Raw genomic sequence first — 12,546 nt, 5'->3', positions numbered from 1 at the left:
TCGAGTCACCTCGCTTCGATTCGAAACCCTAGCCGTGGAAAGTGCACGTGCACCGCACCTGTGCGCTCATCCTCGCGGCGTAGAATCAGCTCTTCGCTGCCGCTGAACACCAATTCGCCTTCGACCGGATCGACCCCATAATCCGTGGCACAGATGATGACTTTCTGGCCGAGTGTAAAGCCATTAGGCTCGCTGAATTGTTCGTCGGGTAACGGCGCTGGAGCAGCACATCGGGCAATTTCAAGTGCATCGGAGGCGCTCAATGCATTGAAGGCTCCATGGCCAAGGGCCTCTACCCGCTGGTACCAAGCGGTAATGGCCGGATAGTCGTCAACCAGAGGGGCAGTCACAGAACCTTGTTTGACGAACCATAGCGGGTGAGCGAGGGCGAGATCAGCAATCGACGGCTTACCAAACAGGAAGTCTCCGTTGCGCTCAAGTTGCATTTCCAGACGGGCCATGAGCGTCGGCCATTGATGCTTGGCCTGTTCCAGCGTGACTCGCACGGCGTTCCCACCCGAGAACAGTCCAGCACGATCAACCATGAAAGCTTTCACACCTTCAGGAGGCAATTTGGCGAACCGTTGTGCAGCAGACACAGGCTGTAAAGCAAGGCTTACGGCGTGCAGAAAAACTACCGAATCAGCCCAGGCGGCGAAGCTTGCGACGGTAAACTCTTGACCTTCAGGAAAGAACGCTGGCAAAGCTTTTTCCTGCTCCAGACGACGAGCAATGATGGCGGTGTCACAGTAGATATCTGCACCCACTTGCAGCACCGGGGTTTTGCGGTACCCACCAGTCAGGATGGTCAGGTCAGGTTTGGGCATGACCGGCGAGATCATTACCGAACGCCATGACAGTCCTTTGAAACCGAACATCAAACGAGCTTTTTCGGAGAAAGGGGACGTTGGATAGTGATGCAAAATCAGCTCTGACATGTTTGGCTCCGCGTTCGGATAGAAAGCCTGAAGCTTACCTCCCGGCGCGTGGGGAGCCTATCTGGTCAGCCTGATAGTCAGTCATCACGAAGGTGGATAAATGGCGCCCTCAAGTCCGACGCCAAAGCTCGACACAAGTGTTTCCTTGGCACTCTTTTTCAGTTGTTTGATTAAACGCTCTTGGCGCAGGGCTTCACGCTTGTCGCAACACGCTTCTACGTAAACCAGCGCGACTGCCGGGCTGGAATAGAAGAAGCGTGCGCCTTTACCGCTTTGATGAGCCGTGAAGCGGCGCTGGGGATCGTCACTGATCCCGCAGTACAACGCGCCGTTAGCGGCGCGCACCAAGTAGACAAACCAGCGCTTTGCAGCACTGGTCTTCAGGGTGACATTGCTCGTAGCTGAGCTGACGGAGGAAGCGGGCATTTGCTGAGTGACGACTGCCAACACTGGAGAGGTGGCAATTCTAGCAGATGCCATGGCCGCAACCGGGAATTACGTTATTCGTCGTACTTGAGCCCTTCTCGGTGGGTCAGTTGTTGAATGAGGTCGCGCTCCCTATCCTTTTGCTGCGTCTGCAACAATTCTGCGCGGCTCAGATAGTCATCGTTCAATTCTGCAAATTCATCCTCCAGACGCGCCTTTTCTTGCTCAAATGTCGCCTCAAGCGCCGTGAACTCCGAGGCGTACTCGTCACGTAGCCAACTGATCCAGAAGTCTCGACCCGCCGCAGAAGCCAGGAAATCGCCGCTGTTTTGGTGGGTGACAACCTCGGCTTGAACAGCCGACAGTTCCTCTGGCGTCACCGATGCAAGGTTTCGATACAGCATACTCGTCGGAGGTAGCGGCAATCCGAGACGCTCGGCCAAACCCACACGGTAGGCAAGTCGTACTTCGGCCGCGTCGCGATGTCGGCTGTTTGCAAGCGCGATGCGATCAACTTCATCCAGACGGTACAACTGCCGCATGAGACGGTAGAGTGTCTGCCCCCGTTCGGTTTCCGGTATCCCGCGCAGTGAACTTCTGGTATAGACCTGAACTTCCATTTGGTTGAATTGCAGGCGAATACCGTCGGCACAGGTTCGATTGACGAGAGGTTCTTCAGCCATAACATTAAGCAGCGCACGCAGCTCAGCGTCATGCCCTACAGCCTCTATCACGTTCCAAACACGTAACGTTAATTCGCTCCGCGCTCGGAGAAAGTCCGAAGACTCTTGAAGACGGTTTATCAATGCCATAAGCCGTGGCGCATCAGCCGCTGCTTCAAGCTGCACCCACAGGGCGCGTTGAGTGGCGGTTTCTAAACTAGAACCCGTTAGCCAAGGTTCGACAGTAGGCGGTGCAGAAGTTGAACGCCCCGCGGCCCCATGCAGGTGTTGCGCAAACTCCGAGTCTGAGTCTGAATCTGAGTCTGAGTCTGAGTCTGAGTCTGAATCTGAGCTACCTGGAGGGGACGAATCAGCGCGCTCGGTCGGCAGATTGCGAATATCGTCGGGTAAATCCATATAGAAACTGAATGACCTGTGATTACCGTGCTCCCCTACATGGGCAGCGATCATCGTGTCTCGGGACAGCGGATTACCGTTCAACGATATTTCCGTGTGTGCAGAATCGCAGCGCGGGTTTCGAAGTATTTCCTCGGGTAACTCTGTCAGGTGGTTTTCGCAAAGCGACAGCGAATTGACGCCCGTTGGCACAATTTCGGTCAACCAGTCAGGCCATTGGTTCAGACCGACATTATCCAACGTCAGAGATTGCCAATAGCGGTCCGACAATAGAGGGGTGATGGAAATGGGGTCCAGCCTATTACCACTCAGGTTTAGTTGGGCCAGCTGACTGCGACCGCTTAGAAACTCCATGACCTCTTGGTCTATCAACATCCCTTGGTCGGTCAGACCCAACGCCCTCAGGCGGGGCAGATCCGTCAATACCGGAGGAGGCGCCACCAAAGGAGGAGAGTGTTCGATGATGTCCAGACTGTTCATGTATTGAAAGCGTCTTAAAAATTGATCCAACTGGTTCTCATCCGACACTACGCGCCGTAACGTCAGGTCGTTGACATTGCGGTAAAACGTTTCCGGCAATAGTTGTGGAAAACTCTGCAAACTGGTCGACTCAACCAGCAGGGAGAGGGGGTTGAGCCCTGCAACCGCTTGAACCCAATGGCAAAGTAAAGTGTCGCTGAGCTGCCTCCTGTTTTGCTCCAATTCGGCGGAGGAGGACGCATCCAAACTTGCCGCTGCTTCCCAATCTCGCAAGGCCGTTTCCAGCGCTGCCTGCTCTTGCAACAGCTCCATCAAGCGCGGTTCGAGTTCAGCGGGCACATCTAGATTAAAACTGAATGCCCCCCCCGCCCTGGCTTCACCCAGAATCGCTTCTATGGTCGAGCTCCGCGATAACTGATTACCCTGCAGCCAGATCCGGGTACGCCTAGGAAAGTCCAATTCATTACCGATGATGTGGTTGGGCAACATGGTAATTTGATTATCGTTCATCGATACCTCGGCGATGCGGTTCGGCAATAGGTCATTGAGCCAAACGGGCCAACGATTCAGCCCGACACGGTTAAGACCCAAATACTGAAGGCTCAATTGAACCGACCCTGCCGGCGCATCGAACGAGGCAAAGCTGTTTCCGCTCAGATCCAGCCGTTCGAGATGCTGTAGACCGGCGATGAGTTGCAGGTTGGCAGGACGAATGTTCAGCCCCTGATTAATCAAACTGAGGGCACGTAAGTTGGGAAAGTGGGTTGAAACAATGTGCGGGAGAGCAAAAAAATCTGACATGAAAAAGCCGGTCGGGTGAGAGCTGCTAATTGCCAACGAAGTAACATGGGAAAACCGGAGCAGGAACCTCTCGAACAGTTCGGGTCGACCAGGGTCATATAACGGAAGTCTCGAAACGTCCACCCGTACTAACACGTCAGACATTTCAAGGCCTTGAACGCTTTGATAGAAGAACGCCGGCAACTCTTCAGGAAAGTCCTCTAGACCAATCGAGTCCAGACGTAGCGTAGCCAGACCGTCGTTCGGCGCTGCCAAGCTGCTCCTTTGCCAATGCCCTCTGATGGCTTCGCCAATCCGGGTCCGGCTAATCATTCTCGCCTCGCTCATGCCCGCGATTGCGCTTGTTGCGCTCGTCCATTGGTCAAAGCTCACCCGCAGGGCGTGCGCCTCCTCCAGCAATACGTCCAGCCGGGCGTTGATATCGGCATTGGTCATTCCGGCATCGCGCATGACGCCCAAAACGTTCGACGCAGAAACGTCATTCCATTCAAGCAGGCCAATTTTGTCGAGCAAATGATCTTCAAGAATATATCCCGGCAGCACGCCCCTGCCACTCAGGGGGTAGCCTAAGCGAGCTTGTTTGATGTGCGTTGGTGAATTAAATTTCAGGCGTATGTTTTGTTGCCGCAGCAGGCGTGACGCCTGTGCTCGATCGGCAATAGCCAGATCCGCAAGTGCCTGGTTTAGCGCCGAGCCTTGTGAGGGATGGGGAAAACCAATAGCCCGCCGAGGGCCATCGGGCAATGCATGCAAGATTGAATCACAGAGGTTATTGCCTTCGAAGTGAACGCCGTTGAGGGCATTACCTTCGTCGTCAAATGCTTGGTAGCGACCCTCCGATTTGACCAGAATCTTGTAGACCGAGGCTCGGGGCTCGCCAACGGAATCCAGCAACCCGCCATAGTAGGAGCCTTCGCGGACCTCTATACGTACCTGATCAGACCAACCCGGTAATTTTTCAAGTAGGCGCAAGCTCAAGGTTTCAGTGTCGGCATTGTTCACCGAGTGCAAAAAGAATCCTTCAAGGGCGCGGTTAAGTCGCGTTTCCCTCTGCTGCCAGACCGCTGCTTCGCCAACGCGTAAAGGGATGCGGCCGGTTTCCAGCATGTGTTGTTTTTCGACCGCCGTGAGGGTGACCAATAGATCCTCCGCCACTGCGATTGGAGTGGTAGGGAAGTCTCTCTGGATCAACGTCACAAGCGGATCCGTCGTCATTTCGCTTGTGTTGTACAACCGTTCGAAGTGTTCGGCACGAGTGCTACCGGGCTCGCGAATAGAAGTTCCTAGCATTGAGTCCAGCTGAAAACGCTTGATCGTATCGCTCAATTGCCCCGGAGGCGGCACGCTGTCTACATGCACTTGGCGCAATATCGATTCGTCAATATCAGCGATGGCCAGAATTTTTTCAGCAGCGGTTTCACTCAAACCCGATACTGAATGACCAAGCCGTTTGAACAACTTGTTTTTCGCCCACTCTTGGGGCATTTCGCCCTCATGCCGGAATGCTCCGACACCGTTGTGTTCAAGCGCCGGGGAGAACATATGGTTGTTGTTCGGATGTTTGATGACCCATTTATTCAACGGTGCATGATGCTGGATCTCATAGTACTTATCCGAAAGGTTCAGGTACTTTTTACCGCTGTGCTCAATAACGCCGTTGATATCGGGGCTCGCGCCTTCGGGAAGCGCGCTTGGAAGTTCAAACGGGGTTAAGTCAGGTTTCCAAAGCCGTGTTTGTCCGTTGTTCAACTTGATAGGGATGACGCGCCCGACAAAATTATTGCTGGTGATCGGCGGCGGTTCAGGCAATTGGTGGCCCGCAGCTAATAGCGCCATAAACGCAATCTGTTCAGCGGCGCTCATTAAGTGAAGAAGCCCTTCTTTCATGTCGTCGTGGCTCAAATCCTGAAGACCGTGATAGACCTCCCCGATCAACTCCACCGTCGCATAAATCATCATGACCGCACCCAAGGGTGGGATAACGAACGAAGCGAGGTTGAGAATGTTCATACCTGCGCTCAACCAAAGTTGCAGCCGCTCCTGACGGCTTTTCGCGTCTTCTTCCTCAGTGGGCACTGCCAGGAATCGAGCGTTGTCCTTCAGAAGAAACAAATGTTGGCGGTACATTCGGCTAAACGGATCCTCGCTAAGAACATCAGTGTCGACCACCAGATTTGCCTCGTGGTCGGCAACACGGTGCCAAAGGCCCGAGGTGAATATGCTTCCATCTTTGGGAACCAACGGGAAAAGATGCTTGTTTAGCCGGGTAAAAAATGCAGCTCTTTGCCGCTCACCGATAAGCTGGGCGAAGAACGATTGATAGGACTTGTCCATTAATCGCGAGCGAAGCCCATCTTCTAGGTCTTTTAGCGATGCATATTCAGTGAACGGACTAACGGGGTCTTGCGGGATGTACAAAAGCGTAGGAACTTGCGTTGTGCTCCATGTACGTTGCGGACTGATCAACAACACTCGGGGGATCTCGACGCCAAACAGTGTCAGACATTGCAACAACAGAGGTTTACCGTTGAAGCGAGGCTCAGGCCTGCGACGGGCCAACGCGACCATCGCCGAGCACGCGTCCTGACTGATGGTTTTTTTCATGGCGGCTTCGCGGGCATAAACTTCCATGTCGGCCTTGTCATTGGCCTTGAAGGTTCCTCGTGCATTGAAGCGGCCGGCGTCGTGAGCATCGCCAGGGGCAGAGTCCGGCTCGAGCACACTCTCCAGGTGGTCCTGGTACTTGCGCCCTAAGTTCAATTGGCGGCAAAGGTCTATAAACGCTTGGGGTTTGATTTTTTTCGGGTGAACATTTCCGGTGCTGTCGAGAATTGCTGCATTGGGTCGGAGAAACCCCGCCGCCGCTTCTTTGCGCTCAAAGTTATGCAGCGCCGACTCCAACAGCGTTAGTTGGGTACCCGCCAGGGTCGCTCTTTCCTGAACGACATAAAACAGCCGGTCTGTTCTGGCATCAAGACCCGCACCAAACTTAGCGTCCAGGGCCTGACACAATAAGGGTTCAGAAAACTCACTGAGCCCTTTAAGCGGCTTGAACAATAGTTTCAGTGCCTCCTTGGCCCGTCGACTGGCCAACAACGCTGCGCAGTAGTCTTGGCGATCTTGCAGCGAGGATTGGATGAAGGCGGGTGACAGGTTTTTCTGAATAACATCAAGTACAGGATCGCGCTTGAATCGGTCCCTCATCTGCTCAAGCAGCGAAGTAGGAAGCAAAGATACGATTGGTGGAGATTGGGGTATAGATGACATTGTGCAATTGCCTTATCGCGGGAATAAGGCATTGACGTTATCTAGCCGAGCATAAAAAAATGCCTACATAAATATTATCTCGGCGCGCACGTTCAGTCTCCGGCTTGAAATGCTTTCAAGCCCTTCTGGGCCTGTGCCCGAATTGCGTTTTTCACCAGCGGCGTCCAGCCCAGCAGCAGCCCCTTGGTGCCTAACGCCTGACGCGACCAGCGCCACAGATCAAACTGATCGTGATGTTCGCAGATCTTGCCATCGCGAAAGATGAAACTGGCCTGAATATCGTTGACCACCGTATTACCGGTCTGGCTAAACAGGTAGGTCGCAACCCAGTGCGCGCCGCCGGTAAGCTCATTGGCGCGAACATGGTCGAACGTAAGTGAAAAGTCTTTGGCGCGGGAGGTCAGCATCCGCCACATGTCACCGACTTGCCGGCCCCGCAACTCACCAAATACAGGATCGCTAAACAGGACATCCTCGGTGTAACAGGCGCTCATGGCCTCAGCATCGAGCCGGTTAAAAGCTTGGTAAAACTCAATGATTACTGCGCTGTTAGCGTCGCTCATTTTTGTCGGTTCCATGACGAACGGAAAGATCCCCGCACATTAATCGGCAATGCGTAAATTGACTATCAGCATTCGCCTCATAAATACCGCCTGTCAGACTTTTTCGGCGCTGACCTGTACATATTCAGCCCTTCCCGCGCCCCAGCCAAAAATTACGGCAGCCAAACCGATAACGGCAAAGATCCATCCCACCGCCTTCCAGCCTCCGGTTTGATCGTGGACGATGCCCACAGCCAAAGGACCCAGCGAGGCCAGCGTGTAGCCAAAGCCTTGGGCCATGCTCGACAGGTTGGCCGCAATGTGTGCGTCCCGCGAGCGCAACACGATCAGCGTTAACGCCAGACTGAAGGTACCGCCCTGCCCCAATCCCAACACGACCGCCCAGCCCCGCAAGCCATTTAACGGCGCGAGCAGGCAACCGAATAATCCCCCGACGGTCAACAGCATCACGATCAAGATACCCAAACGCTGATCCTTACCGCGCGTTGCCAGCCACGGCGCGGTGAGCGCGCTGACCAGTTGCACAATGATCGAACCTGACATCACTAACCCCGCCTCGGTGGGCGACAACCCGCGACTGATCAGGATCGAGGGCAACCAGCCAAACACGATGTACGCCAGCGACGATTGCAGGCCCATATAAAGAGTGACCTGCCACGCCAGGGGATCGCGCAGCAACCCACGAACTCGATAAGCCACATAATGCGCGCCATGACCGTGACGCGCCTGAGGCAGCCAGAACAGCATCGCCAGCAGCGCTGGAACCATCCAAAAGCCCAAGCCCAGGGACCAACTGCCGCCGAAATAATGACTAAGCGGCACTGTCGCACCGGCTGCAATAGCGGCACCCAAGCTCAGCGCCATGGTGTAAACACCGGTCATGGCGCCTGCCTGCTTAGCGAAGTCACGCTTAACGATGCCCGGCAGCAAAACGCCGATGATGCCGATACTTGCGCCCGCTAAAAGGCTGCCGGCGAATAGTCCGAACTCACCCAGCGAACTGCGCAAGATAATCCCGCCCGCCAACGTCAGCAGAATTCCCAACACCACCCGCTCACTGCCAAAACGCCGTGCCAACACCGGTGCCAGCGGCGCAAACAGCCCGAGGCACAACACCGGCAAGGTCGTCAGCAAACCGGCCTTGGCCGCCGACAACCCAAGGCTATTGGACACCTCACTCAGCAACGGCGACATACTCGACAACGCCGGGCGCAGGTTCAGCGCCACCAACACCAAACCGAGCAACAGCAACCAAGGGCGCTTTAATGCCGGGTGCGGTTGCTGGACCTGCTGATCGTCAGCCTCGGCATCGATCAGCAGCTCGTTGATTTCGTGGGGCGTCGGCATGTTGTTCTCTGGGTCAGGATTCGGAGGCGGATCGAGCATCCTGTTGGAGAACGGGAGAGAAAACAAGGTTGGGCGCTGTTTTAGGGCGCGACACTTGGCTCCGAATCTGTAGGCGCCTACTTTTTGGAGAAAGTTCTCTGGGCCTATCTCAGCCTTCGTCAACCCTTATCAAAAATACATAATTCATTGAATATATAAATTTAAACTGTAGGAGTGGGCTTGCTAGCACCGGCTGCGAAGCAGTTGTAAAAACCGCGACTCGATTCTTCCCGTTAGAACCGGGGTCAAACTATCAGGACCGCTCGGTCGAGCGCGACGCCGGGCCCATCGCGGGATGGGCGCTCCTACAATTAATATTAGCGACTCCCTAAGTTATTCGTTGTTTGACACTCGTTTTTTACGCTTGAGCGAAATCTCGGAAACGTCCTACATACTTCGCAGAAACCCTCGAAATACAATGTCCCGCAATTCAAAGGGGGCGTTTGCAGAAGCTGAGTGCAACACGGCTATTGAATTAAGGCGCAATCATCGATTGCTCGACCTACCTCTCGTAAAACACATGAATATAATTATTGGAAGTTAAAAAGGATGCTCAACCAATGACACCTTACTCTTACATATCCATCATGGGGCGAAAACTGGGGCTCATCTCTGGCGGCTCGATCTTGGTAACCAAAGAAGATAAACGTGAACCTGAGCACATTGATAAAATTAGGATGCTGTCGTTCAATCACCAATTTAGTAGAAAAGAGACTTCAGACGGTCTATCCGAATATCCATTCTTTTTCAGCAAGGATGATGATCGATCCACACCCCTTCTGACTCAAGCGTTCGCAGAAGAAGAAATAATTGAATGCGGAATCACCCTCTACCGCGAGTCGCCGTCGGGCACTCAACAAAAATTCTTCACCTTCACTCTAGAGGGAGCCGTCATCACTTCGCATAACATGGAAAGCCGACCTGAGCTCTCGGGGAACGGTGAAAAAATCATAGAACACTTTGGCATTAGCTACCGCAGTCTCAGCCAGATATATCACGAAGGAAGCACCAGAGAGTCCTTCACTCCGACAATCGACTTATAAATACCAGCAAGCATCAGACCCGTGGAAACATATTTGTCGATGAAAAAATAAGTCGATCGCATTCACGCGATGAAATGGGCTGACATGTCCACTCATAAGGGGCGGCCACCTCTCCGTTTCATTTTGTATCAATCAATCAAGGGCAGACATGTCGGTTAGCGGGAATGCTGCGAATTTACGGAAAGGTCCTACGCATCCACTAAAAATTTTCGCCATACAATAGCCCGAATTTTTCACAGGAGATTCTCTCTATGGCTTATCACGGATACATGACCATGACCGGTAAACAGCAAGGGCTCATTTCAGCCGGTTGCTCAAGCCACGAATCAATTGGCAACAAGTGCCAGACTGCACACACGGATGAAATAATGGTGCTCTCATTCGATCATCGAATGTTCAACGCTGAGAACTCGAACCACGCCACACATCAACCCGCACTCATCACTAAAAACATCGATAAGGCCACCCCGTTACTGGCACAAGCGCTGTCCAACCGTGAAGTGGTCAACTGCGAGATTACCTTCTACCGAGTCTCGAAGTTCGGAACTCAAGAAAAATTCTTCACGATCAAGCTGAAAGACTGCCAGATTGCCGACCAGCAAATGGAAATGCCCCATGCTGTTTCGGAAAATGACGCCGAACCCCAGGAACACATTGCTATCCGCTATCGCGATATCACCTGGACGCATCACCTCGCCAATACCAGCGGATGGAGCTCTTGGGATGACTCCGCATGGAACAAATAAACGGCAAGCAAAAACCTAGCAGCGATGACTACTTCCGCGTCACCAACGCGGCAAGTGTATTGGCAAGCCAAGCGTGCACCGTGTCGGCCAAGCATATTCATGACGGGATGATGAGAATACAGTTCAACCGTGAGGTTGCTTATTATGCTCGGGGTATTGTCAGGGATGTGGCGGAGGGGAAGAAGAGCCCTGAGAGGGGGTTGAAGGAGTTAACAGTAGAATTAAAAGCACTTGCAATAAAATCGGTAGAAATCGGACAAAAGAGCGTTGGCGTAGTCGCGGGGGTATCTCAGATGGTGGGGGGAGCCGCAATCTGCACTGGCGTTATTACTTGCCCCATTGGTGCAACAATCATAGCCGACGGAACCAACAACATTATAGAGAACAGCGTAAATTTATGGACCGGAGATTCGAACATGCAGGGCCCCGTAAGAAAAGTATATAGGTACATCGCAAAAAACATGATTGGCACAGACGCCACAGGAGATAAAGCCTACGCCATCATCGATTTAAGCTTGTCTGGATGGGGTTTAATTCGAAAGGTGCAGAAACCCGAGACATGGAAACTATTTCGTACAATGCCTACGGATCTCTTCAGGGCATATAGACTAATGAATAAGCCCTCATTGGCTTTAGAAATACTTAGCGATAGCATGACAATTCGACAATTGTACCAATTGAACGACCAATGACCGATCGGACCTTCTTAACAGTAGACAGTAGGCTGTCGGCGCCAATTACCCAGAAAATATTTTCGTTTTGCGATGCCATTTAGGTCGCCAGCCCTAACAGTCTAAAACCACATTTGAGTGTAGAGTGTCGCAATGAAAAAAAAAGCTGCATTTAACCAAAAGGTTTTTGCTTTTTTTCAAATGTTATTGTTGATCCCCGCTGCCGCTGGGTTTTATACGGCTGTCACCTTTTTCTTACTTATGCAATTTATATCACTAGAGCCTATTTTTTGGCGCTGCATCGTAATTATATTTTTTTCATGTCTTAATATAATTGGATTTTACTGGTCCTTTAACCACTTTAAGAAAAACGGTAATTTCGACTTATGAAGTTTAGAAAAAATACGTAACGCCTGAATCTCCATCGCGGAAAATGACGCCAAACCTCAAGAGGAAATTGCTATCCGCTGTCGCGATATCACCTGGACGAATCACCTCGCCAATACCAGCGGATGGAGCTCTTGGGATGACTCCGCATGGAACAAATAAACGGCAAGCAAAAGCCTAGCAGCGATGACTACTTCCGAGTGACCACTGCGGCAAGTGTATTGGCAAGCCAAGCGTGCACCGTGTCGGCCAAGCATATTCATGACGGGATGTTGAGAATACAGTTCAACCGTGAGGTTGCTTATTATGCGCGGGGTATTGTCAGGGATGTGGCGGAGGGGAGGAAGAGTGCTGACTGGGGGTTAAAAGAGCTAAAAAAGAACATAAAAGATATTGTAGAACAATCGCAGCAAGTCGCTAAATATGCGATTGGATTTACCGCTGGCACGGTTCAGGTTATTGAGGGATCTAAGTACTGCGGTTCTGTGGTGGCCTGTCCATATGGCACGATAGTAGTCGCCCATGGGTTTAACAATATGTACGAGAACGGTGTAAATTTACGCGACGGCAAGTCAGATACGCAAGGTCCTGTCAGAATACTTTATAAGGATATCTCGAAAAAGCTGGGCTATGGGGAGTTTGAAGGCAATATGGCCTATGCAGGCGTTGATATATTCACGTCAGTATATGGTTCCGCTCGACTAATGTTAAAACTAGAAGCGCGGCGCCTATTTCGTTACATAAGGTAAGATCTCACAA

Annotated in this window: 9 protein-coding genes; 4 read left to right on the top strand and 5 right to left on the bottom strand. The window is 52.4% G+C overall.

Annotated features, from left to right (window positions below; genetic code table 11):
- Nucleotides 1–5: 5 nt before the first annotated feature.
- The 5 genes from QN378_RS13410 to QN378_RS13390 form a co-directional block, all read right to left on the bottom strand.
- Nucleotides 6–938, bottom strand: a complete 933-nt coding sequence (locus tag QN378_RS13410; RefSeq protein ID WP_322201296.1) for a glutathione S-transferase family protein — start codon at nucleotides 936–938, stop codon at nucleotides 6–8.
- 84 nt (nucleotides 939–1,022) lie between these two features.
- The gene (locus QN378_RS13405; protein WP_322206818.1) at nucleotides 1,023–1,364 is read right to left on the bottom strand and encodes a GIY-YIG nuclease family protein; all 342 of its coding nucleotides are present in this window, start codon (nucleotides 1,362–1,364) and stop codon (nucleotides 1,023–1,025) included.
- A 74-nt stretch (nucleotides 1,365–1,438) separates the two neighbouring features.
- Nucleotides 1,439–6,928 carry an NEL-type E3 ubiquitin ligase domain-containing protein gene (locus QN378_RS13400; RefSeq protein WP_323548972.1) on the bottom strand — a complete coding sequence of 1,830 codons (5,490 nt, stop codon included), beginning with the start codon at nucleotides 6,926–6,928 and terminating at the stop codon, nucleotides 1,439–1,441.
- 155 nt (nucleotides 6,929–7,083) lie between these two features.
- Nucleotides 7,084–7,554: a nuclear transport factor 2 family protein gene (locus QN378_RS13395; RefSeq protein ID WP_322201294.1), complete on the bottom strand. Its 471-nt coding sequence runs from the start codon at nucleotides 7,552–7,554 to the stop codon at nucleotides 7,084–7,086.
- A gap of 93 nt (nucleotides 7,555–7,647) precedes the next feature.
- The gene (locus QN378_RS13390; protein ID WP_323548949.1) at nucleotides 7,648–8,940 is read right to left on the bottom strand and encodes a CynX/NimT family MFS transporter; all 1,293 of its coding nucleotides are present in this window, start codon (nucleotides 8,938–8,940) and stop codon (nucleotides 7,648–7,650) included.
- Between the two features lie 560 nt (nucleotides 8,941–9,500).
- Here QN378_RS13390 and tssD point away from each other — a divergent pair.
- The 4 genes from tssD to QN378_RS13370 all read left to right on the top strand — a co-directional run bounded on the left by tssD (nucleotide 9,501) and on the right by QN378_RS13370 (nucleotide 12,536).
- Complete coding sequence (gene tssD / locus QN378_RS13385) at nucleotides 9,501–9,983, top strand: type VI secretion system tube protein TssD (RefSeq protein WP_323548948.1); 483 nt, start codon at nucleotides 9,501–9,503, stop codon at nucleotides 9,981–9,983.
- A 251-nt stretch (nucleotides 9,984–10,234) separates the two neighbouring features.
- A complete protein-coding gene (locus QN378_RS13380) occupies nucleotides 10,235–10,729 on the top strand; it encodes an Hcp family type VI secretion system effector (protein WP_323548946.1) in 495 nt (164 codons plus the stop codon).
- Nucleotides 10,717–11,421, top strand: a complete 705-nt coding sequence (locus QN378_RS13375; RefSeq protein WP_323548945.1) for a DUF4225 domain-containing protein — start codon at nucleotides 10,717–10,719, stop codon at nucleotides 11,419–11,421. Before QN378_RS13380 ends, QN378_RS13375 begins: the two co-directional genes overlap by 13 nt.
- Before the next feature lie 515 nt (nucleotides 11,422–11,936).
- Nucleotides 11,937–12,536, top strand: coding sequence for a DUF4225 domain-containing protein (locus tag QN378_RS13370; RefSeq protein ID WP_323548943.1), 600 nt, complete (start codon nucleotides 11,937–11,939; stop codon nucleotides 12,534–12,536).
- Nucleotides 12,537–12,546 lie beyond the last annotated feature (10 nt).

Source organism: Pseudomonas sp. 10S5 (genome assembly GCF_035019745.1).
Lineage (GTDB): Bacteria > Pseudomonadota > Gammaproteobacteria > Pseudomonadales > Pseudomonadaceae > Aquipseudomonas.
The sequence above is the reverse complement of the archived record's forward strand: the minus strand, read 5'-3'. Positions and strand labels throughout refer to the sequence as shown.